Origin of the sequence: Shewanella sp. SM55 (assembly GCF_025654025.1) — a bacterium.
In the GTDB taxonomy this organism is placed as follows: domain Bacteria; phylum Pseudomonadota; class Gammaproteobacteria; order Enterobacterales; family Shewanellaceae; genus Shewanella; species Shewanella oncorhynchi.
This window is the reverse complement of the sequence record NZ_JAKKRS010000002.1, coordinates 390,750-414,797: the sequence shown is the minus strand read 5'-3', so window position 1 is coordinate 414,797 and position 24,048 is coordinate 390,750. Positions and strand designations below refer to the sequence as shown.

Sequence of the window (24,048 nt, the reverse complement as noted above, 5' to 3'; positions counted from 1 at the left end):
TTAATGAAATGGTTGTCAAAGGATCAGGTGCTAACGCGCCTGTCATTAAAAAATCCTGTCCACTTTTTGGCACTCGGTTTTGGTAGCGGACTCGCCGCTAAAGCGCCTGGTACTTTCGGTACCTTAGCAGCCATTCCCCTCTATTTATTGATGGCGCCATTACCGCTCACTTGGTATATCGGCTTAACTTTATTGAGCGCATTTGCGGGATTTTATATCTGCGGTAAAGCCGCTCAAGATATGGGGGTACACGATCACGGTGCGATTGTGTGGGATGAAGTGGTTGGGCTACTGATCACTATGATAGCGGCACCAGCAGGTTGGGGTTGGTTGTTAGTCGGCTTTGGTCTATTTCGCTTTTTCGACATCATCAAACCTTGGCCTATTCGATGGCTCGATGCCAAAGTTCATGGTGGCTTTGGCATTATGATTGACGATGTGTTAGCGGGCGTGTTTTCATTTATTTGTCTGCAAGGGCTAGTCTGGTGTGTTAGCTAACATTATCGTTAACCTAACATGATAGTTAACCCGGCATGTTAGTTAACATCTCCAACAACTAACCCTTAGTTTTTGATATGGCCCCTTAGCTTGTGATCTAGAGTGTGTAGATTCAAGCGTTTAGCTACCTCATTCGTTATCTAAACCATACTACTATTGCAGCAGTTCCCTTGCGTTCGCGAGGGTATTGCTGGTGATAGTATCGCCACCTAACAGTCTTGCAAGCTCTTGGATACGCTGCTCACGATCGAGCGATTTCATTGTGGTCTCAGTACTGCCTGCCTTATTAAATTTATCGACGAACATGTGTTGATGACCATTGCCCGCAACTTGCGGCAAGTGAGTCACGCACAGTACTTGGGTCGATTCCCCTAAGCTGCGTAACATGCGGCCCACCACTGCTGCGGTGGGGCCGGAAATCCCGACATCCACCTCATCGAAAATTAATGTCGGTGTGGCAACTTTCTTCGCGGTAATCACTTGGATCCCTAGCCCTATCCGTGAGAGCTCACCGCCAGACGCGACTTTCGAAATCGGTTGCAAAGGTTGGCCAGGGTTAGTGGTTACCATAAATTCGATATTGTCACTGCCATTGGCTGACATTTGCTCGGGGTGGAAATTGACTTCGATCGTAAATTTACCCTTAGGCATATTCAGTTCGTGGATTGACTGAGTCACCAGTTTGTCGAGTTCTTTAGCATAGCGGGCACGGCTTTGGCTGAGCTTTTGCGCATTGCTAAGATAAGCGGCTCTACTTGCCTCGACTTGAATCTGAATTTCTTCAAGTTTACTTTCATCACTGTCTAAGGTGCTTAGCTCAGCCTTTAATGCTAAATGATGCTCGGCCAGTTTATTCGGGCTAACATGATGCTTACGCGCCAGTTGCATGGCTTTTGATAGCCGTTCTTCTAAATAGGCAAAGTGGGTTGGATCGAGTTCAAGTTTACTCAAATAGTGCTGTAATTCGCCTGCACTTTCTTGCACTTGGATTAAGGCATCATTGAGCATAGTGTTGATATTGCTTAATGCGGGATCGTAGCTTTGCAGATCTTCGGCGAGGGAAACGACTCGGTTGAGTAGCGACTCTATATTGTTCTCTTCGCCCTCTGTGAGTATATCTAAGCTCGCCTGACAGGTATCAATCAACTCAGTGCCATTAGCCAGACGTTTGTGCTCTTGCTCAATCTCATCGAACTCATCAACTTTAAGATCAAACTCATCGAGTTCTTCTACTTGATATTGCACTAATTGCTTACGGGCAATACGTTCATGCTGGGAGGCTTCGAGTTGTTTTAGATCGGCCTCAATTTGCTTGCAGCGTTGAAAGCTAGCGGCAACCGTATCTATAAGCAATCTGTGGTTGGCATAACTGTCGAGCAGGGTGAGTTGATGTTCACTTTTTAACATTGCATGGTGCGCATGTTGACCGTGAATACCGATAAGCAACTGACCCAGTAATTTTAGCTGCGTCAGCGGCACTGGATTCCCATTGATGTAGGCGCGTGAACGGCCATCGCTACCAATAGTCCGACGTAGAATGCACTCATCATCGAGTTCAAGATCGTTATCTTCTAACCAACGTTTTGCCAGTGGAATATCATCCAAGGAAAAGCGGGCGCTGACCTCGGTTTTATTGGCTCCGGGACGAACACTGCTGGCATCGGCGCGATTGCCTAGGCATAGGCCTAGCGCATCGATGGCAATCGATTTACCTGCACCGGTTTCACCTGTGATGCTGGTCATACCGGGGCGAAAATCCAGTTCTAAAAAACGGACGATAGCGAAGTTATTAATGCTGAGTTGGCAAAGCATAGTGAATTCCTGTCGAAAAACATACCAAACCACTGTATTGATAAACAGTATATACTGATTTTATATACAGTAAAGTGGCTTGGGTGAATAATCGGCATTAGTGGCAGTAAATATTTTTAATTAACTGATTATGCATAGGTTCTTACTAAGCTTTCTAAGATAGGTAAACTGAAGAAAGTGACTAAGGTGCCAAATAGAATGCCTTGAGCACTGGTAGAAGCCTGAGTGTTATAACGCTGGGCAAGTAAGTACACGCTAGCCGCGGTGGGCAGTGCGCTCAAGATCACGCCCATGATCAGGTAGTCACCATTTACGCCAAAACGCTTAAGCATAAAGTAGACGAGTGTCGGTTGGATAGCCAGCTTGAAGAGGTTGATAAGGCTCAATTCGATAAAATTCTTGGGGCTAAATACGCTGCTATCTTTCTGGTAGCGCATTGCTTTGGCGAGTACCATGCCGATAGCAAATAGGGCGCAGGGGCTTGAGGTATTGCCTATTTGCTGGATCATTAGCGCCAGCCCTGACGGCAGTTTTATCTCTAGCGCCGAAATGCCGACGCCAATTAAGCTACCAATAACGATAGGGTTTTTACCTACCGCCATCGCCATTATGACTAAGGCGTGGTGTTGTCTTTGGGTGTTAGTGGCCAGTTCCATCGAGACTAAGGCGACGGCAAACATCAGCACGGATAATAAGCTGGCAATCGCGGCGGCGACTAAGGCACTTTGTTGCTGCGGAAAGAGGATGATGAGCAGTGGAATACCAATAAATGCCGTATTACCAAAGGTGGCATTGAGGGCTCGAATAGCGGCAACCGCATGCTGTTTAGGGTTAGCGATCAGCGATAGCCCAAGGCAGACAAGATAAGTGATTACCATAGCTGTGCTGTAGCCTGCAATAAATCCCCATTGCAAAATCTCGTCAATCGGCTGCTGGGCGAGGGCGATAAGCATGATCGCAGGGAACGCAATATAGTAGACATATTGGTTTAGCACTTGATCCGTATCGACGGGCAAGAGTTTTAGTTTTTGCACTAGTGTACCGAGCAACATGATCCCGAAGACGGCAAACAGAGGGGTTAAAATGGTCATTTCCCTCACTCATCCTTACGATTAAATTTGAATAAACTCGCCCACCGTCGTCATTTTACTGTTGCTATGATTCTTGGTGGCCAGAGTTACAGCACTTGCTTCTTTTTATGTCACTTTAGAGCCAGATTTAGCGCCAGCGCAGTAAAACTCGCCACAAAATAACATACCATTTCAATCTAAGGCTATTGCGCTATGGTCGTATAAGTGAATAATTCAATGTTTAAAACACAATCACTTAGTGAATTTAGCGTTTTAACGTCAATACCCAATATGTGAAATTAGGATATGCAATGAGTGATGATTTAGGCGCTGAACTACAACTTGTCTATCTTTTTGTGCATTTAGTCAATGCGGGCAGTTTTTCGCAGGCGGCGAAAGAGCTCGATATGCCCATCGCCACTGTGAGCCGCAAGTTAGCGAAGTTGGAAGAGAAGCTCGATAAACAGCTTTTTATGCGCAGCACCCGCAAGTTGCGACTGACAGAGGAAGGGCTGGCGCTCTTTCAACGCTACCAGAGTGTGGTTGCTCAATTTGATGAACTAAGTGGTTTAGGCAGTGATAAACCCGAGGGAACTTTGCGCATCGCCGCGCCGATTTCGATTATTTCCATTGTGTTTATTCAAGCATTGAATGAGTTTGGCCGTTTGTATCCTGATATCCGTTTGCACATTTCCCAGAGTAATGAGTTAGTGGATTTGATCGACAAAGGCATAGATGTGGCGATTGTTGGCGGTGCTCAGCCTGATTCTTCTTGGGTGTCGAGTACCTTAGGCGAGCTCGACTATTGCCTGTTTGCCACACCAGAATATTTGGCTCAGGCACCTAAACTTGAGCATCCCGATGATCTTGAAGCCCATCAACTGATAAAAGTCTGGCCGCTGTTTAATTGGCATTTAAAGCATCCAAGCGGCGAGTCTTTTTATTTTAATGGCCCGACTAAGCTCACCCTCACGGATTTACACGGAGCGATTCAGGCGACCTTAGGCCATGGCGGGATCTTGTATGGTCCTGAACTATTTGTAAAACAGCAGATTAAAGAGGGAAAACTCAAAGTATTACTGCCTGAATGGATTGGCGAACAGAGGCGAATTTCGATTTTATATCATCAGCGCAGCCAGCAGCCGCTAAAGGTAAGAGTCTTTATTGAGTTTATGCAGTCAAAGGCGCCAGAGTTATTCTCTATGCGTTGATTTAACCGAGTTATTCTTTAATAAGGGAACTGATTTTTAGCGTCTTTTAGGTTTTACGGTGTTTTTGCTCATGGTGTTTTGAGTTTGTTTTGCGTCTTGCAGGCTGGAGCGTGTCGCGGGCAGTATGCCGAGTTCTAAGAAGTATCCCACTAAACGCCGTAGTTCAAATAAAGAACCGATACGCTGTTGATCTTTGATGGTCAGTTTCCAACTGTCGGTTCGTCCTTCGCTATTGGTTAAGATAAATCCTTGATAAACAATCTTTCTCATTGGAATAACTCAATCTTTATTGATGCTATTTATAGCAACTGGATATCTTTGACGGGATTCGTTGGTGAGGGTGTAAAACGATGATCCCTTTCTTATTCTGCATGGATAATAGGTGCTTGAGTAACCCCAAGCACCCCCATCAATTAAGCGACGCTGATACCGATATTTGATACGCCAGCTTCGATAATGTCTTTGCGTAAGCCTTTGACCAGTTCCGCTGTGATCTTCGGATTTTCTTCAATAATTTCCAGCAGAGAATTTTGTAATTCTTTCTCTTCTTCCATGACTTCATGGGCGAAAACGAAATCATCTAATGCTTCATCCACCAAATCGACATCGCTGATCGCTTCGATGTAGTTAGCCACTGTGCTGGATGATAATTTGCTGATATTGACTATGTCTTCTTCAATTTTGCCTTGAATCGCACCCAGTAAGGTCGATATGGCGACCACAGCATCCATGGCAGGATAGACGCCATAGGCTTCAAAATCAGCAGGATCTGGGGTGTTATCTTCCAGGCGTTGCAGATGCACATCGACATTGAATTTGAGCTTGGAGTCGTACTGGGATTGCCACAACAGTTCTAATGCGGTACTCAACACAGTAGGATCGCCAAACTCACAGACTTCGGAAAACAGTTGATAGTTGGGCAACATACGTTGGCAAAGTGCAGTGGCAAAGAGTTGTTTTTGTGGCAGTGTTAACGCCTTGAGACGTTTAAAGAAGCCCGTTTTTTTGGTCATCTGTTATTTCCGCTGATAGCTGTGATATCACTTGATTTGCCGCAGATTCTACCTTAGTTAACTCATCAAGTAACTCTAGTATTTCGGGTTCGAGATCTTCAACCGATGTTTCACGTTTTAGTGCCGATTCAATTTCTTGGCATAACCTTTGGGTTGTTGGCACGCCGCAGTAGCAGCTCGCACCATGCAGCTTATGGATAGTACTGAGCATGATTGGGTGATCGTTTTGACTTAGCGCCGTTTGAATCGTCGCCACGGTTTGCGGCAATGAGTCGAGCAACATTCTGAGCATATCTAAGGCGAGATCGGCCTTGTGATTGGCTTGGGTTAAGCATAAATCCCAGTTCAGCGTATGCAGGTCAAAATGGGTGAACTTAGGTCGAGTGATCCAGCGATGAATAATGTCTTTGAGCGCCGCTTCATCAATAGGTTTAGGTAAATATCCGTCCATACCACTGCCTAAAATCAGTTCGCGTTCTTCGGCAATGGCATGGGCTGTCACGGCAATTATCGGCGTGTTGCGGTTCATCGAGCCTTGGCGAATTTGCTTCGTGGCGCTAATGCCATCTGTGCCAGGCATTTGGATATCCATAAAGATCAAGTCGAAGGTGCGAGTCTTCGCCTGTTTAACTGCCTCATCACCGCAGTTGACGGCAACCACAGTCGTCACTAATTCGCTGAGTAAAGTATCAATCAGTTTTAAGTTGGCAAAGTTATCATCTACCGCTAGCACGGTTAAGGATTGGCGAGCTACCGGTGTGGATATTGTCGCAGGGGCTATGATGTCGTACTCCATCGGTGGATAGAGTAAGTTGCGCGCAAGCTGATGCTCACTGACGGGCAGAGACAAGACCACATCGGCATTCGGGCGAATAAATTGGGTTAAGGCATCCTGTTCTTGACAATCGTATAGCACTATAAGGCAATCTGTTTTGGTCTTCGCTAAGTTTAGTGTACTTACCAGTTGTGCTGAATCGCTAAACCCATGGCAACTCAAGAGAACATAGTCGTATGGCGCTTCAGCCGTGGTGAGCGTAGTCAACAAGCTTGGGATATGCTGATGATGGGTGACTTTTGTATCCCATTGATTCAATTGGCGGCTTAATACTGCGTGGGTGAGTACTCGCGGTTCGTAAAACAGTATAGTTTTGTCTTTGAGTTTTTCGAGCGGCAGTGAGTCACCGATTTGGAATTGACCTAAGCCGAGCGGCAAACTGAACCAGAAGTTTGAGCCTTTTTCTGGGGATGAAGTAAAGCCGATTTGGCCGCCCATTTGATTCACTAAACGTTTAGTGATCACTAAACCTAAGCCGGTGCCACCAAAGCGGCGCGAAATCGACGAGTCTGCTTGGCCAAAGGCTTGGAATAAAAAGTCCTGTTGGCTTTCATCGATACCAATACCTGTGTCGACCACATCACAGCGCAGTACCACTTGTTCATCCGACTGGCTCTGCAGTTCGATTTTGACCATCACGCTGCCAGAGTCAGTGAATTTAATCGCGTTACCAACCAAGTTATTGATGATTTGGCATACGCGCATGGCATCGCCATTGACATTGTCGGGCACGTTGGGGGCGATATCGACGACGAGTTCTAGGCCTTTGGCCTGGGCGCTGCCGGAGATCAAGGTAATAGTATCGCTTATGGTTTCCCTAAGGCCGAAGGGCATGTTTTCTAACACCATTTTACCGGCTTCGAGTTTAGAAAAGTCGAGAATGTCGTTGATGATACCCAGCAGGTTAGTGGCGCTGCGTTCTATGGTCTTGATGTAATCGACTTGGCTCGAATGCAATGGTGTTTTGACTAATTGCCGCGCAAAACCGATAACACCATTGAGTGGCGTACGTAACTCGTGGGACATATTCGCTAAGAATTCAGATTTAATTCGGCTGGCTTCTAGGGCGCGTTTTTTAGCTAAATCCAGCTCGACGTTTTGGATTTCAATCTGCTCTAAGGTTTCCCGCAGATCCGACGTTGCTTGGTCGATATTTTGCTGCATCTCATCATGGTATTCTGACAACGAACCTGCCATGGCATTGATGCCGCGTTTGAGTAAGTCCAGCTCACCAATCAAGTTGCCATCTAAGCGGGCGTCTAATTTACCTTCACGGATTTTAGCGACGACGCGCACCATTTCAGTAATGGGCTGAGTGACGTTTTTCACTAGCCGGAAAGTAAATAGCAGGTTTAACTGCACGCCGATCAACACGATAATAAAGGCGGCGACTGCGGCTCTATGTTGCTCTAACAAGGCGCGTTCTTTATTGATTATTATCGAGATATAACCTAAAAGATGACCATCATCTGTCTGGATATCGTAATTAGCGGGAGCAGCAATGGGGCCTGTGGCAAAAATGGGCGTCCGTAAAATAAGGCTGTCGTCCACATGTTCAATTTCGGTTTTATGCAGCGTGTTGAGGGCTTCTTTGTAGCGCATAATCTCAAAGTCTTTGTGATAGTGGGAGGTCACAAAGAGTTGATTATTAGCATCGAAAATCGCGATGGATTTTACTAAGGTGGATTTGTTGAGCTGCGCCGCCGCGAGTAAGCGTTTGGTCGCCTCGCGATCATTCGCCACTAAGCCGATCTCACTGGCAATCGACAGGGGCTCTATAATATTGCTGCCCTGTTCGACGAGCGTATCTTCGAGCTCATAAAAACGGTTTATGGTAAAGTAGCTGCCCAGAAGGATACCGACCAAGATTGTTGGCGCGAGCGCCAGCACAAGAACCCAAGAACGTAGGCTGTATTTGGTCATGTTGTTGACAGGGTTCATAGCAGCGGCGGTGTTTCCTGTGACAGAGACTAAGATAATTTTATAAGACTGCCAGAAAGAGGGCGGTCTTTGCCAGTATTTTATTGATTTAGAGGCCGAAATGGCGCAATTTTTTAAAGCAAAACCAAATAGTTCCAAACAGTTGTCGGCTAAGTTATCGCTGAGCGTAGAACAGCTCGATCACTTAGGTGCTGGTATAGCACAACATCAAGGTAAAGTCGTGTTTATCCCTGGCGCTTTGCCCGATGAAACCGTGACGGTACAGCTCACCGAGCAAAAGAAAAATTATGCCCGTGCCAAGTTGATTAAAGTCGATTCATCAAGTCCTGAGCGCGTCGAGCCTGAGTGTCCACACTACCACACCTGCGGCGGCTGCGACTTACAGCATATGTCATTATCGGGTCAGCGTGAGCATAAAGAAGCCGCGTTGCTGGATATTATGGCTAAGTTTGCTGGCACTGAAGGCGGTGCTTTATCGCCCGCACTCACGGGGGAAGGTTGGCATTATCGTCGCCGCGCCCGTCTTGCAACTTTATTTGATAAAAATACCAAGCACTTAAGTTTAGGCTTTCGCGCCGCCAGTAGCAGTAATGTGGTGCCAATCAGTCAATGTCTGGTGTTAGCTAAGCCGTTATCGGACTTGATCGTACCCTTTGCTAAGTTGCTGAACCAATTGTCGGCTAAAGCCAGCTTAGGTCATCTTGAGTTAATTGCCGCCGATAATGGTCACTTCGCTGTGCTGCGTATCACTAAGGCGCTAAACGATAAAGATCTCGCTAAGTTGTCAGTCTTTGCTGAGCTGCATCAGATCCATATTTGTCTGCAGGACAACGAAGGGCAATTCCAAGGCGTCGGCGCTGAGTTAGTGTTACCTGTTTATCAATTGCTAGATGAAAATGCGCAGTCGGATGCGGTGAGCTTAAGTTTCACCCCTGGTAACTTTGTGCAAGTGAACGGACAGATTAACAAGGCCATGGTCGCTCAAGCGATGGATTGGTTAGCGCCAGCACCTGATGAGCGCATTTTGGATTTGTTCTGCGGCATGGGTAATTTCAGTTTGCCCTTAGCGAAAATGGGCGCGGATGTGATTGGCGTCGAAGGGGTTGCCGAAATGGTGACTCAGGCACGGGTGAACGCGAAAGCTAACAATCTGGATAAACTGACCTTTTACCACGGCGATTTAAGTGCGGATTTATCCCTTGAGCCTTGGATGGGCAAGATTGATAAATTACTGCTTGATCCCGCTCGTGCGGGGGCATTTGAAAGCTTGCAATGGCTAAAGAAAATGAAGCCGCGCAAAGTCGTGTATGTATCTTGTAATCCTGCGAGCTTGGCTCGCGATAGCGCTGTACTGTTAGAGCGCGGTTACCGATTACAGCAATTGGGACTTATCGACATGTTCCCACAAACACACCATATCGAAGCCATGGCACTGTTTGAATTAACCAAGTAATTTGCGCTGGCAAAGTAAGCAAAGCGTTTGAATAACGTAAAAAATGTGATTATTACGTCGGTTGGGTTTGACAAGTTCGCGCCAATGCTGAAGATAGGAGAGCTGAAGTGGTGCCCACTTTCTCTCTGAGCACGGATAAGGAAATAAATTAGATGGTCTCTGTTCGCGAAGCGCACTTTAATGATCCCGATTTTCACTTAGAAGATTGGGTAGCTCGCTATGTCGGTCATGCCGATGAAGCGCAGATGCTGCTCTCTTTGATAGGGCAGATTGACGCCTTACCAGCCAAGAGTCCTGCGGCGAAGAGAGAACTGCTCGAACGTGCTCGAGAGATGATCGAAATCCTCGCACCGCTAAACATGGACATTGAAACCCTGCAGGCGGCAATTTTGTTTGTGGTGCTCGATGCTGGGTTATTGACCGAAGAAGCCATCCAAGAGAAATTTGGTGAGCCGCTGGCGCGTTTAGTCGCGAGTGTCGTGACCATGAACGCGATTGGCGCCTTGAAAATCAATCCTAATAGTCGTTCAACCGAGCCGCAAATCGACAATATCCGCCGCATGTTATTGGCTATGGTTGAAGATGTGCGCGCTGTGGTGATTAAGCTTGCCGAGCGTGTGTGTTTACTACGGGCGGTGAAAAATGCCGACGAAGAAACTCGCGTGCTGCTGGCCCGTGAAATTGCCGATATTTACGCGCCGCTGGCTAACCGTTTGGGTATTGGTCAATTAAAGTGGGAGCTGGAAGATATTTCTTTCCGCTACCTGCATCCAGATACCTATAAAGACATTGCTAAGCAATTAGATGGCAAACGACTGGATCGTGAAGTTTTTATCGACAAGTTTGTCAGTCAGTTGCAACAAAGATTAGATGAAGATCAAATTCGCGCTAAGGTCTACGGCCGGCCGAAACATATCTACAGTATTTGGCGCAAGATGAAGGGCAAGCACCTCAAATTTGATGAGTTGTTTGACGTGCGCGCCGTGCGTATCGTGACTGAACGTCTGCAGGATTGTTATGGCGCGTTAGGTGTGGTGCATACGCTTTGGCACCATATTCCTCGGGAATTTGACGACTATGTCGCTAACCCAAAACCTAACGGTTATCAATCGATTCATACGGTGGTGGTGGGGCCTGAGGGCAAAACCGTTGAAATTCAAATTCGTACCCAAGACATGCATGAAGATGCAGAGCTGGGTGTGGCCGCGCACTGGAAATACAAAGAAGGCAATCATTCCGGTAAGCAAAGCGGCTACGAAGAAAAAATTAACTGGCTGCGTAAAATTCTGCAATGGCAGGAAGACGTGGTCGAAAGTGGCAACTTGGTCGAAGAAGTGCGCAGCCAAGTGTTTGAAGACAGAGTCTATGTGTTCACCCCAAGCGGTGAAGTTGTCGACTTGCCACTGGGCTCAACCGTGCTCGACTTTGCCTATTACATTCACTCCCAAGTGGGACATAAATGTATTGGTGCTAAGGTCGATGGCCGTATTGTGCCGTTCACCTATCAGGTTGAAACGGGCGAGCGTATCGAGATCATCACCTCGAAACAGCCCAACCCTAAGCGTGACTGGCTTAACCCTAACTTAGGTTATATCCGTACCTCGCGGGCGCGTTCGAAAATTCAGCATTGGTTTAAGCAGCAGGACAGAGACAAGAATATTGTCGCCGGCAAAGAAATGCTCGAATCCGAACTGGCGCGGGTGAGCCTTAAAATTAAAGACGCGGCCATTGCGGTCGAGCGCTTTAATATGGCGAGCATGGATGACTTACTGGCGGCAATTGGCGGCGGTGATGTGCGTCTGCATCAAGTGGTTAACCATATTCAAAGCCGTCTGCGACTCGACGAAGTGTCAGAAGAAGATGCCGTCGAAGAATTAGTCAAGAAAGGCCAACATAAGCCGACCTCCAGTGGCCGTGGTCAGGTTGAAGTCAACGGTGTGGGTAACTTGCTTAACCATATCGCCCGTTGTTGTCAGCCAGTTCCCGGCGATGAGATCTTAGGTTTTATCACTAAGGGCCGTGGCATTTCTGTGCATCGCGCTGATTGTGAACAAGTTAAAGAGTTAATGCGGGTTCACCCAGAGCGCGGTGTCGATGTGGTCTGGGGCGAAAATTACTCCGGCGGTTATCGCATGCGTCTGCGGGTATTAGCGCACGATCGCAGTGGTTTATTGCGCGACTTAACCTCAGTGCTGGCGGCCGAAAAATCCAATGTACTGGCCATGAGTTCGTCATCGGATACTAAAAACCAGACCGCCGCGATTGAGTTGGAACTGGAGCTTTATAACCTCGATGGTTTATCGCGAGTGTTATCGAAACTGACCCAAGTCGATAGTGTGATCGAGGCAAGACGACTTTAGGTTTTGCAACGCCTTTCGAAGCAGTAAGTATCTAGAAGCCATCTAGAAGCTAGAAAGAAAGTAATTAAGGATTAGGGCGGCAGGGTGAATTTCACCTGCCGCCTTTTCATTTGGCTTATTTTTTATGGAAATTGAGCTGCATGACTTGTTAGTTCAGCTGCGGTGTTCTTAGTGTTAGCCTGACATCACCCATACAGGTGTGCCATGGCATTCACTCTCCGACACTGTGGATAGAAGCCTAGTGATTCTAAGCTTATGAACGAGCTATGGAGGGCGAATATTTCGAGTGAACCAAAGTAATTAAGAAAGGGACTCCTTGCACCCACTTGATTTTGGAGATGACGCATAGATCGTCATGTCCACAAGCAGAAAAAGGTGATGAGGATGGCCCAATCCACGTCAGGAATCGCTGTTGGGCAATTCACTTCTACCTTGTCAGCCAGCATTCTCCTCATGGTCATTCATACACCCTGCTTTATTTGTCTTTTACATAAGCAAGGCTTTATCCGGCAATCCCAAAGGCGATGGCGCTCACAGATAACAAAACTATTAATACCAAGCCAACATCCAACACGTTAGGCAGTTTGAAGTAATAAAGCACATCATCAATTTTCCCAAGGATGGTCAACACCAGAAAGTTCGACTGTGGAATGACCTGAAGTTGCGGCTCAAAAACCTTTACCGCAAGCTTGCCACTCTCGACCGCGGCCTCAATGCTCCACACATCCGCCGTCGTTTGGGTGTGAGCGCCTGCTAGAACAAGGTTGGATATTGATGTCTTTTGTTGTGGCATATATTGCTGGGTGTGGGTCGAATTCACCCATTTGGGCTGCGCCGATGTTATGCCTTCGGGAGAAAACGCCCATTCATGCCAAACTTTGATTTTTACAATGGAAAAATCTTGCCAGCTTTTGCCGCCGTTAGCCTTTTTCACCAGTTCATCTAGGGCATCACACTGCTTTAATTGAAATAACACTTCATCAAGGAATTGCTCCTCAGTGCATTGTTCCAAACAAAGGCCATGAACTGGGCCTAGGGTTGTTGAAACATAAGCGGTGACAGTCCACAGTGATTGGATCTCTTCTCCCAGATAACTCGACTCTCCCCACGCTTGTTCCTGAGCAAAAAGTGTCAGGTTAAAAGCGGAGTCTGAAATAACCAGCGCGCATCGCTTTCGCGGCCAAGACATTTTTTCTTTGAAGCCAATTCTAAAGGACACTTGGGTATGCGGCCCCTGTTGTACCAAGGATTTAAAAAGATTGAGTTGCGGTTGATTTTGAAGAAGCGGGGTTCTGTCTAGAATATCTGCCGCAGAAAAGGGATTCAGTGCGAGGACATAGATATCGGCCTGAACGGTTTCGCCATTGTCCAGTTCTGCTGCTGTTATGCGGTTATTTTCAAAACTCAAACGATGAAGTGGGGTCTGCCAATAAAACTCAACCTGCTTTTGCTTCAGGTCATCGACCCACTTATCAAACCAAACCTCACTGCTGGGCCCGTTCAGAAGCAGCCATCCCGTACGGGCCTTGTGTTCCCATGACCCGCCTTCACTGTCTGCTTGATGACGATAGCAATACTTAGTGACCAATTGCTTACGGAAAAAATGCGCCACATGATGGAAAGAAACATGACACCAGTCAGAGCCCACCCAAGGGCCAAAAGTGGAACTCCAGGTACTCAGTGTTGAAGCTGCTAAATAAGGTCGCCAAGCTTCTTTAGCGTTGATGTTGCTGTACTTTTGGCTACTTCGCGTATTTGAACACCATGCTTTTCCCATCAGCCAACACCAAAGCCATTTTTCTTTGGTCGTCATACTAAACAGGTTCTCCAAATCGACATTGCTGGAGTGAGAGTCACCAAAGTGAGCCGAACCTGAGTTAGGCGCCAAGCCGAATACGACTGGCCGAGAAAGAATGTTGTCATAGAGACTGGAATGCTCATCAAAGGGGATCTCCTTGATGAGTTCGAAAAAATTGTTATACCAAGGGCCCATTCCATGCCAAGAGTATTCAGAAGGCATACCCTGATCTTCTTTTCTTCTGGCACTTCTAAAAAAACCACCTGCATCCGCATTCGCCTCGAATATCTTCACTTTATACCCAAGTTTTGCAAATTCATGCGCTGCCGTTAGCCCGGCAATACCACTACCAAAAATAGCGACACTTTTCGCTTCTGTAGATGATTCTGTGGATTTAGAGATAGCTTCAACTAACATTTAGCACCTCTTAACATGATCGTCGTTTGTGTCTAACGTGCTTTTAGGGGGGATTTTATGCTTTCATGTTTCTTGTCATCCAGCCAATAACTGGGGCGACCATAATGATGGTAAATATGCATTTCTGTCTTACGGTCCACTGGCACCGTTGGGTTATACGGCGGAGCGTCTTTCACTGCCTGTCGTGTCAGATTGACAGACGCCTTGGCATCGGGCCAACTCACATCTTCGATCCAATCAGCAGGAATCAGCACTTGATGACCTAGCCACCAGTTACTCGTATTCACTATCAGGTATCGAATGGCCCAAGTTTCTTCATCGATAAGCAGGTCCTGTATGTGGCCAATGTCACCATCGGTCGCATGAATGCGGTAGTCGATTACTGCCTGACAACTACGCAGATGAATGTCGTCATCTTGGTGTTGCTCGGCTTTAGTTTGTGCATTAGTCTTAGCCACTTCTGGATGTTCGACATCAGGTGGAGACGCTAAGCCGACATAGCCCGTTAACATCATATTCGGATACACACCCCCGCCCCACATCCCGTCACCGCCCCAATAATAGGGATAGCCGTAGTACTCAAGTAAGCGAATTTCTTGCTGTCGAGAGACAGGTTTTTGGGTGCTGATGTCGGGGCTGTTCTCGACTTGAACTTTTGTGATAGAGACGGGCAGCAGTTTGTCCACCCAATTAGCTTGGCCTATCGAGATAGGCGAAATCAGTACTTTTCTACTGGAAAGCCAAGTGCCAGTGTCAACAACGAGATAGCGAATGCACCAAGTTTCGTCATCGAAATAGACATCTTTAACATGACCAATGTTGCCATCTGTAGCACTGATGACATAGTCCTCCATATTCTTAACTGTGCGTAACATAAGCACTGTCTCCTTCGAATGTTTGTTTTCCTAGAGGGTCGATATACCTATGTAGTATGCAAAAGCGGCGACGCTGTCCGTACGCTATCTAACGTCAGTATCATTTTTATGGAAGTGACGAACTGCCAGATGCCTAAGTCGCCGAGTTCGCAGCCAAATCCAAACTATTAGTGGGTGCGTGAACACACTGACCGCCAATTAAAAAATGAATTTTAGCGGCAGATCTGGCGGCTGGTGTTAGTACAGCTTAGCCACATAGCGCTGGCTGATACCGTGTCTCAGGAGATGAGTTATTTCAGTGTCGCTTGCAGGGTAATCTCTTCAACACCAGCAAGGGCCTTCGATACTGGGCAGTCACACTTTGCCGCAGCCGCAATCTCTTGGAATTTCGCTTCGTCGATGCCCGCAACCTCTGCGCTCATCGTCAACGCGATGCGGTCTATAACAAAACCTTCGCCTTGTTTAGCGAGACGCACACTTGCCTTGGTATCGATATTGGCGGTGATAAACCCTGCCTTGTCGCAGGCGAATGAAAACGCCATCGTAAAACACGCGGCATGGGCGGCAGCTAGTATCTCTTCAGGGTTCGTGCCACGACGGTCATCCTCGAAGCGGCTACCGAAGCCGTAAGGATATTGCTTCAGTGCACCGGTCTCGGTACTTATTTTACCTTGGCCTTTCTTACCTTGACCTTGCCATTGGATAGTTGCGATTTTTTCAATCATGGTGTGTCTCCTAAATATCAAAATTGCTCAAGAAGGGTTTCATTTTCGACGCTAATGATTGGGCAAATTGAGACGACTTATATTGCCAACCTATGCCAGTCTGGACTTGACCATAGGTATCCGTCTGTACGGTATGCAACAGTAGATCAGGCCACCCATTTTAAATTAGCGACCTAATGTACTTTCGGTTTGCCTACAACCTGTTCTGGCTAAAGTGGTTTGAATGAGAGTCATCAAAAGTAGCTGGACTGCATCTGAGGCAAAAAACGTGCTAATTCATTTAAAAATGGTGTATTTCAGACATGCTAACTCCCACCCATTATACGAATGGGCAGTGACTGGGGTGATCGCTATTTAAGGTTGGGTGTCTATGTTCTTTAGTCTCAACTTCCTAGCTATAGTCCAGCAAGATCCATAAACGGTGATTCATCAAACACACTGAGCGACTTTAGTAGGCTTAGTTTTTACGCCAACGTTCCATTTTATCAACTAGTCCAGAATACCGAACTGATACAATGTAAATTGATGGCAATATGAAAATAATTACACAGCCGAGTTCGACTATTGCCTTTTTAAGTTCAGAAAATTCGAGAACATAAGTGGTATCCCATAACTTCTGCATAAAAAACACTGCGAACAATGCAAGAGGAATTGTAAGGAAATAGTGCATAACTAAACTAAATGTGCTTTTTGTCTTTGCAATGATTTTTATTTGGATACGACAATGAATTTCTACAATCAGCGTAGAAATCATAGTAAAAATGAACATCATAATTATAAGATTAATCATAGCTACTTATACTCATAACTTTAAAATGTGAGACTAAAACGAAGCAAAATTTGCGGACGCTCAGGCTTAATGTGTGTAGTTCATTTACGGACACTTGGTATCATTACTAATTTTAGGTCAACTAGTGAACACTCGACGAAGCTATCTTTCTGTCTCGAAATACACTATGGGCAAGTGTGCAAGCGGCAATATTACGAACTGGCTCTAGGGAGGGCTAACTCGAAAATAGATAAATATATGACTGTCGCTGCTTTTCTACTTTTTACTTTCCTGCTTTCCTGCTTTCCTGCTTTCCTGCTTTCCTGCTTTTCCCAATCCCTAGTTCAGGTTAATCAACAACGCCATGTTAATTGATCATGAATATGGCTCATGTTCTATGTGAAATAAAACCGTTTTTGTTCATGTGCCGAACCACGTATAAATGACTCCAAGCGAAATATTAGACAAGCTTGAAGTTGCACCCTAGCTGAGCCATCAGGACTTAAGTCATCGGCACTTAAGTTAAATAGAACCTCAGACAGAACACGAATAATGTCGGGTCTAGAAGCTAGAAGCGCAGGGCATAAACTCAGGTTTGAAATCAGGCAATGGGATACTGGATCACTATGAATAAGCATTTTACATTTACGATTAACAGCATTTGTCTTGATGAAAATTATCATCCCTCAGACAAGACGCGTATCACGACCAACTTTGCTAATTTGGCCAGAGGAAGTGATCGCCAAGCGAACTTACGCAACGCGTTAAAGATGATTGATAACAGTTTTAATGCCTTAGCGCACTGGGATAACCCTAAAGGCGATCGTTATACTGTCGAGCTTGAAATTATCTCCGTTAATTTGGATATTGACGGCAGTGGCCAAACCTTCCCATCGATTGAAGTATTGAAAACCAATATTATTGATCATAAAACCAATAAACGTATTGAAGGCATTGTCGGCAATAACTTTTCATCTTACGTACGCGATTATGACTTTAGTGTATTACTGGCAGAACATAATAAGGGCCAAGCCAAATTTAGTATTCCAGATGATTTTGGTGGACTACATGGCAAGCTATTTCAGTCTTTTGTTAATTCTGATGCTTACAAACAGAATTTTAATAAACCACCGGTTATCTGCCTCAGTGTGTCGGATAATAAAACCTACCATAGAATTGAGAATCAGCATCCCGTATTAGGGGTTGAATATCAGCCAAATGAATCGTCTTTAACTGAGCAATATTTCAAAAAAATGGGCTTACAGGTGCGCTATTTTATGCCACCAAATAGTGTGGCGCCTTTAGCTTTTTATTTCTTTGGTGATTTACTCAATGATTACACCCATCTTGAGTTGATAAGCACCATCAGCACTATGGGAACTTTTCAAAAAATCTATCGCCCTGAGATTTATAATGCCAATGCTGTTGCAGGGAAATGCTATCAACCTAATTTGAAAAATCTGGATCATTCACTGACTCAAATTGTTTATGATCGAGCTGAACGTAGCCAATTGGCGAATGAGCAAGGCAAATTTGCAGCGGAGCACTTTATCAAACCCTATCAAACGTTTTTTGAACAATGGTCTGCTAATTACCTTTAGTCGCTCTGCGCCTAATTGTCACGCTCATTAATTAATCCAATACGGCATCATTATTATGACAACACGACTTAATAAAACATCGCTTAACCAGACACTGTTACCGACTTCAACTGCGGGCAGTTTGCCTAAACCTTTATGGCTTGCAGAGCCTGAAACACTTTGGTCTCCATGGAAATTGCAAGGAGAGGAATTAATTACCGGTAAACACGATGCACTGCGTTTGTCATTACAGGATCAACAGCTAGCAGGGATTGATATTGTCAGTGATGGCGAGCAAACGCGGCAACATTTTGTCACTACCTTTATTGAGCACCTCAACGGCGTTGATTTTTCAAAACGTAAAATCGTTAAAATTCGTGATCGCTATGATGCGAGCGTGCCCACGGTTGTTGGCCCTGTGAGTCGCCAAAAGTCGGTGTTTGTTGAAGATGCCAAATTTTTACGCAAGCAAACTACGCAACCGATTAAATGGGCTCTGCCCGGCCCTATGACCATGATAGATACGCTTTTTGATGACCATTATAAAAGTCGCGAAAAGCTCGCTTGGGAATTTGCCAAAATTCTTAATGAGGAAGCCAAAGAATTAGAAGCTGCGGGTGTTGATATTATCCAATTTGATGAGCCTGCCTTTAATGTGTTTTTTGATGAGGTAAACGATTGGGGTATTGCGTGTTTAGAAAGAGCCATTGAAGGGCTTAAATGCGAAACGGCGGTGCATATTTGTTATGGTTACGGCATCAAAGCCAATACCGATTGGAAAAAAACCTTGGGCTCAGAGTGGCGCCAATATGAAGAAGTGTTTCCTAAACTGCAAAAGTCTAATATCGATATTATCTCGCTAGAATGTCACAACTCCCATGTGCCAATGGAGCTACTTGAACTCATTCGCGGTAAGAAAGTCATGGTCGGCGCGATTGATGTCGCCACCGACACGATTGAAACCGCAGAGGAAGTGGCTGACACCCTACGAAAAGCCCTTAAATTTGTCGATGCCGACAAGCTCTATCCTTGTACCAACTGTGGCATGACGCCTTTATCCCATCAAGTCGCAAGAGGCAAACTCAACGCCTTAAGTGCAGGCGCAGAGATCGTCAGAAAAGAACTCTTGGCATTAAGATAAGACGCGTTAAGTGTTGCTGTCTGTTTTACAGCAGCATGTTTTATAGCAGCATGAGTCTAGCTTTGTTGAAAAGGTATCGACGTCGGTATTAAAAAAACGGGATTGGCATTCTGATGCCAATCCCGTTTTCATTTTTAAGCTCATACATTTAGTGCTTGGGCTTATGCATTGTCTTAGCGCTTATTGGCCAAGCTTTGGTGTGCGCGGCGGGATCATGCGCCTGTCACCTGTCGACTCAAATGCACCTGCAAATTTAAGCAGGTTATTATCGTCATAGGCGCGGCCTGCAAAGGTCAAACCGACTGGCATACCAATATCGGCCATCACGCCCATAGGTACAGTCACAGTTGGTACCCCTAAGTGACGAATTGCGAGGTTACCGTTAGCGACCCAAACTCCGTTGCTCCAAGCGATATCGGCTGAAGCCGGATTCACATGGGCATCGGCAGGGCCCACATCTGCCACGGTTGGGAACAGCACGGCATCAAGCTTTAGCTCGTCCATCCAGTCTTCGAGATCTAGCTTACGCGTCTTCTCTAAGCCACGCAGACCATCGGGAATGCTGTCGATCTGGTCATAGGATTTAAGACCACGCTTAGCCATGTTGACGTACTCTTCCATGCCTGCCGCTAAGTCACCTTCACGGTTAGGCAGGGTGCCTAAGTCGTGTGGGAAAATCAGATAGCCGTTAACATTTTCAAGCTTGTTGAGTTTAGGGTCATTGTTAGCACGCAGGAATTCATCGAACGCCCAACCTGAGAGTTCCCATAATTCATCATGGAGGAATTGAGGCGAGACGATACCGCGGTTAAACACTGTCGGCGCACCTGGGCGGTCGCCTTCACAATTTGATACCAGCGGAAAATCAACTTCAATCACTTCGGCGCCGGCAGTTTCTAAGGCTTTGCGTGCCGCTTCCCATAGATCGATAACCGATTGGCGGGTATGAATACGTTGACCCGTTGGGCCACCGATACCTGGATTTTCGCTAGTGCCCGCCAATTCATCTTTATTGATGTACATGCGCGGCACGCCAAAACGCTTACCTTTGAGCATATCGGCGCTAGCGGCCAGCGCCAGATAAGATTCTGGGCGAACTGTCGATGCTTTAGGGATTTGGACCCAAGGTTGCAGACGCCAGAGATCGCCACGGGTGATAGGATCGTCGGCCACAATAACATCCAGCACTTCAAGCATATCGGCCATAGTGCGGGTATAAGGCACGACCACATCCATGGTCGGGGTTAACGGCCAGTTACCACGCACGGAAATCACGCCGCGAGACGGAGTATAGGCACATAAACCGTTATTGGACGCAGGACCTCGACCGCTCGACCAAGTTTCTTCGGCAAGACCGAAAGCCGAATAACTTGCCGCTGTACCTGTGCCCGCCCCATTAGAAGAGCCCGAAGCAAACGGTGCAGTAAGATAATCAGCATTGTACGGGCTTTCAGCGCGGCCATAGTGACCACGCTGCATGCCGCCATTGGCCATAGGTGGCATATTGGTTTTGCCTAGGCAAATGGCACCCGCGGCGCGTAGGCGCTCAACGGCAAAGGCATCGTACTGGGCCACTAAATCTTTAAATGCTGGGCTGCCAGACGCCGCCGTCAGTCCCTTCACCAAATAGCTATCCTTGGCGGTATACGTAATACCCTCAAGTGGGCTCAGTGTTTCACCACGGGCGCGGCGCGCATCTGACGCCTCGGCTTCTTTGAGCGCATTGGGATTGTGGACTACTAACGCATTAAGCTTGGTCTTTGTCGCAGGGCCGTCATAAGCCTCAACCCGTGCGAGATAAGACTTCACCAGCTCCACTGCGGTGGTGCGGCCTGATTCGAGTGCTGCACGCAGCTCGGCAATAGAAACTTCAGTGACTTCAAACATCTTATGCCCTCCCGCAGAAAGCCAATTGTGGTGTAATAACAGTGACATCAATCGTCATGCTGTTCTCCTTGGGTTACTTTCCAGCAGGGATTTGCTGAGTAATACAATGGATATTGCCGCCACCTAATAAAATCTCACGGGCTGGCACACCCACAATTTCATGCTCGGGGAAGATTTCCTGTAGTTTTTCGGCTGCGATATCATCGGTTGCAGGATCAAGCAACGGGAATACGATGCGATTATTGGTGATTAAAAAGTTCACATAAGAACCGGCTAAACGCTCACCCGCCGTGCGTGGCACGCCAGTGCCTTCAGCCACACCTTTTGATTCTTCTTCGGTGCAATACAGCGGCCCCGGTTGTGGCAACAGATGGATTTTTAACTTACGGCCTTTGGCATCTACGGTATTTTGCAACACCTCTAGCGCCGCTTTTGAGCGTGGATACTGGGGATCAGTCTCATCATCGGTCCAGTGCAGAATGACTTCACCAGGACGGGCGAAACAGCACATATTGTCGATATGACCATCGGTCTCATCCATGTACACGCCATCTTGCAACCAGATAAACTGCTTAACATTCAAATAGTCACGCAGTAAGTCTTCAATCTGTTCTTTTGTCAGTTCAGGGTTACGGTTGGCGTTGAGTAAACATTCTGCACTTGTCATACAGGTGCCTTCACCATCGACATGGATGGAGCCACCTTCGAGGATCAGCGGCGCGCTGTAACGGGCAAATCCATGTTGCTTAAGCATTTGCTGTGCGACTTGCTCGTCCTTATCCCATGGGAAGTACAAACCACCGTTATGGCCGCCCCAAGCATTAAAACCCCAGTCAACACCACGGCATTCGCCATTGTCATTCACAACTACGGTTGGCCCAGTATCGCGAGCCCAGCAATCGTTACTGTCCATTTCAACCAAGGTAACGTGGGATGGCATTACCGTTTTGGCTTCGGCTAAAAAGGCTTTAGGAACACCCATATACACGGGCGTTGCACCACCAATGGCATCGGCCACTTTAGCAAAGGTTGCTTGAGCATAAGCCCCAGCAGAGCGCCAATTATCGGGACGATATGGCCAAATCATCCATACGGCTTGCTGCGCCGCCCATTCGGCGGGCATATAAAAACCATCTTGTGATGGCTTAGTCGTTAACGGCGTGGCATCCACATTCGCGTTTGTCATGAATTTTGTCTCCAGTAATGCTCAAATCTATAAGGGAGTACGCCCCATTTTGGGCGACAGAATAGAAATACACCTAACATAATCAAATAAATCGAATGACCGTATTTATCACGCTGCGCTCATTACGAGCATTTATCACATGCATTCATCACATGTATAGTTAGGCCGAAATTGTTAGGTCTTCACTCAGTGAGTTTTAGCTTCATTGAAATATTGCTGCGTATCTTATCATTTAAGATGGCTTGCGCTAAATACTTGTATGCAGGACATAGATGAGAATTTGTTGGGTCGTTAAATCGTCGATTTATTGCTCTTTGGGTGAATTTCACCACTACATGGCGCGAATGCACTTTTAGTTAAAATAAGACCTATTAAATAAGAATCCTAAGATCTGATCTCAGCATCAAAATAGCGCTTTTATTTTACCTCGCTTATCATCGCGTTATTATAGCCTTTTACTAACAAGCACTGCTGAGGCGTATTCTTTTTGTTCATCCTCAGTATTTAGCCTGTTTTAGCATTTATCTTTAAAGGAGGTAAGCATGACTTCCCACACTGCGCCATTAACTTCATTTTCAACCACGGAACCTTCTACAACGGGATTTTCTATAACAGATGTTGAGCCGCTGCTTAACATTATGGAAAAACTGCGTGATCCGCACACGGGTTGCCCGTGGGATAAAGCACAAACCTTTCAAACCATAGTGCCTTTTACTTTAGAGGAAGCCTATGAAGTTGCCGATACCATAGAGCGTTTAGCCTGGGATGAGTTGCCCGATGAACTTGGGGATTTATTATTTCAAATCGTATTTTATTGTCAGCTCGGTAAAGAGCAGGGGCTGTTTGATTTTGCCACAGTGATTGAGAAAATCAGCGACAAGTTGACCCGCCGTCATCCCCATGTGTTTGGCGAACAAAATCCGCAAATAGGCGATAGTGCCCAAGCAATGAAAGCCAATTGGGAGGCGATAAAAGCGACTGAGCGTGAACAAAAGGCCCAGCAAGTGGCGGGTAAAACCCAAACTGATACAGTGGTTTCTGCGTTAGACAATATTCCGCGTACCCAACCTGCGCTGTCGCGCTCAATCAAAATTCAGCAAAGGGTGGCGCGAGTCGGTTTCGATTGGGCCGAACTTGAGCCCGTGGTCGCTAAAATCCACGAAGAAATCGATGAAGTCTTGCATGAAGTGAACCAAGACGAGCAAGACCAAGCGAAAGTGCAGTCCGAAATGGGCGATTTGCTGTTTGCCGTGGTGAATTTAGCTCGACATCTTAAGGTCGATCCAGAACAAGCGTTGCGCCAAGCCAATCTTAAATTTGAACGCCGTTTTCGCGGCGTTGAGCAGTTAGCCAGTGACAGCGGTAAAAGCATGGAAGAGCACACATTAATGGAGCTCGATGCCTATTGGGACCAAGTAAAAGCGACAGAGACGAGATAAACGGCAAATTATCCCGATTGGTGTTTGTCGAATCGCGC

General features: G+C 46.4%; 17 protein-coding genes. 7 read left to right on the top strand and 10 right to left on the bottom strand.

Going from position 1 to position 24,048, the window contains the following annotated elements:
• Window positions 1-3 precede the first annotated feature (3 nt).
• Window positions 4-498: a phosphatidylglycerophosphatase A gene (locus tag L5L91_RS05130; protein WP_263140216.1), complete on the top strand. Its 495-nt coding sequence runs from the start codon at window positions 4-6 to the stop codon at window positions 496-498.
• 153 nt (window positions 499-651) lie between these two features.
• Here L5L91_RS05130 and recN read toward each other — a convergent pair whose 3' ends face one another.
• A complete protein-coding gene (recN, locus tag L5L91_RS05125) occupies window positions 652-2,310 on the bottom strand; it encodes a DNA repair protein RecN (RefSeq protein WP_263162017.1) in 1,659 nt (552 codons plus the stop codon).
• A gap of 128 nt (window positions 2,311-2,438) precedes the next feature.
• Complete coding sequence (locus L5L91_RS05120) at window positions 2,439-3,401, bottom strand: AEC family transporter (RefSeq protein WP_263235810.1); 963 nt, start codon at window positions 3,399-3,401, stop codon at window positions 2,439-2,441.
• 290 nt (window positions 3,402-3,691) lie between these two features.
• Between L5L91_RS05120 and lldR the strand changes: the two genes are divergently transcribed.
• Complete coding sequence (gene lldR, locus L5L91_RS05115; protein WP_105251752.1) at window positions 3,692-4,591, top strand: LysR family transcriptional regulator LldR; 900 nt, start codon at window positions 3,692-3,694, stop codon at window positions 4,589-4,591.
• 36 nt (window positions 4,592-4,627) lie between these two features.
• On the opposite strand, the gene L5L91_RS05110 is transcribed toward lldR, so the two are convergent.
• The 3 genes from L5L91_RS05110 to barA form a co-directional block, all read right to left on the bottom strand.
• Entirely contained in the window at window positions 4,628-4,861 is a 234-nt protein-coding gene (locus L5L91_RS05110; protein WP_131523583.1) for a DUF3319 domain-containing protein, read from the bottom strand.
• A 143-nt stretch (window positions 4,862-5,004) separates the two neighbouring features.
• Window positions 5,005-5,604 carry a YjaG family protein gene (locus L5L91_RS05105; protein WP_028761381.1) on the bottom strand — a complete coding sequence of 200 codons (600 nt, stop codon included), beginning with the start codon at window positions 5,602-5,604 and terminating at the stop codon, window positions 5,005-5,007.
• A complete protein-coding gene (barA, locus tag L5L91_RS05100) occupies window positions 5,579-8,380 on the bottom strand; it encodes a two-component sensor histidine kinase BarA (protein ID WP_263235809.1) in 2,802 nt (933 codons plus the stop codon). The genes L5L91_RS05105 and barA overlap by 26 nt, the downstream gene beginning before the upstream one ends.
• A 100-nt stretch (window positions 8,381-8,480) precedes the next feature.
• On the opposite strand from barA, the gene rlmD reads away from it, so the two are divergent.
• Window positions 8,481-9,833, top strand: coding sequence for a 23S rRNA (uracil(1939)-C(5))-methyltransferase RlmD (gene rlmD, locus L5L91_RS05095; RefSeq protein ID WP_028761379.1), 1,353 nt, complete (start codon window positions 8,481-8,483; stop codon window positions 9,831-9,833).
• A 152-nt stretch (window positions 9,834-9,985) separates the two neighbouring features.
• Window positions 9,986-12,193, top strand: a complete 2,208-nt coding sequence (gene relA, locus L5L91_RS05090; RefSeq protein ID WP_028761378.1) for a GTP diphosphokinase — start codon at window positions 9,986-9,988, stop codon at window positions 12,191-12,193.
• Between the two features lie 502 nt (window positions 12,194-12,695).
• Here the strand turns inward: relA and L5L91_RS05085 are convergent.
• From L5L91_RS05085 to L5L91_RS05075, 3 genes are all read right to left on the bottom strand, one after another.
• Window positions 12,696-14,408: an FAD-dependent oxidoreductase gene (locus L5L91_RS05085; RefSeq protein WP_263235807.1), complete on the bottom strand. Its 1,713-nt coding sequence runs from the start codon at window positions 14,406-14,408 to the stop codon at window positions 12,696-12,698.
• A gap of 32 nt (window positions 14,409-14,440) precedes the next feature.
• Window positions 14,441-15,283, bottom strand: coding sequence for a PRC-barrel domain-containing protein (locus tag L5L91_RS05080; RefSeq protein ID WP_263235805.1), 843 nt, complete (start codon window positions 15,281-15,283; stop codon window positions 14,441-14,443).
• 290 nt (window positions 15,284-15,573) lie between these two features.
• A complete protein-coding gene (locus tag L5L91_RS05075; RefSeq protein WP_317630163.1) occupies window positions 15,574-16,029 on the bottom strand; it encodes an OsmC family peroxiredoxin in 456 nt (151 codons plus the stop codon).
• 1,374 nt (window positions 16,030-17,403) lie between these two features.
• Between L5L91_RS05075 and L5L91_RS05070 the strand changes: the two genes are divergently transcribed.
• Entirely contained in the window at window positions 17,404-18,378 is a 975-nt protein-coding gene (locus L5L91_RS05070; RefSeq protein ID WP_263235803.1) for a DUF1852 domain-containing protein, read from the top strand.
• Between the two features lie 55 nt (window positions 18,379-18,433).
• Window positions 18,434-19,498 (top strand): methionine synthase, encoded by a 1,065-nt coding sequence (locus L5L91_RS05065; RefSeq protein ID WP_263181213.1) that lies wholly within the window; start codon window positions 18,434-18,436, stop codon window positions 19,496-19,498.
• Between the two features lie 180 nt (window positions 19,499-19,678).
• Here L5L91_RS05065 and L5L91_RS05060 read toward each other — a convergent pair whose 3' ends face one another.
• Window positions 19,679-21,385: an amidase gene (locus L5L91_RS05060; RefSeq protein ID WP_263235802.1), complete on the bottom strand. Its 1,707-nt coding sequence runs from the start codon at window positions 21,383-21,385 to the stop codon at window positions 19,679-19,681.
• A gap of 73 nt (window positions 21,386-21,458) precedes the next feature.
• Window positions 21,459-22,571 carry an agmatine deiminase gene (gene aguA, locus L5L91_RS05055; protein WP_263235801.1) on the bottom strand — a complete coding sequence of 371 codons (1,113 nt, stop codon included), beginning with the start codon at window positions 22,569-22,571 and terminating at the stop codon, window positions 21,459-21,461.
• A gap of 542 nt (window positions 22,572-23,113) precedes the next feature.
• On the opposite strand from aguA, the gene mazG reads away from it, so the two are divergent.
• Window positions 23,114-24,010: a nucleoside triphosphate pyrophosphohydrolase gene (gene mazG / locus L5L91_RS05050; RefSeq protein WP_263235800.1), complete on the top strand. Its 897-nt coding sequence runs from the start codon at window positions 23,114-23,116 to the stop codon at window positions 24,008-24,010.
• The last annotated feature ends 38 nt before the right edge of the window (window positions 24,011-24,048 follow it).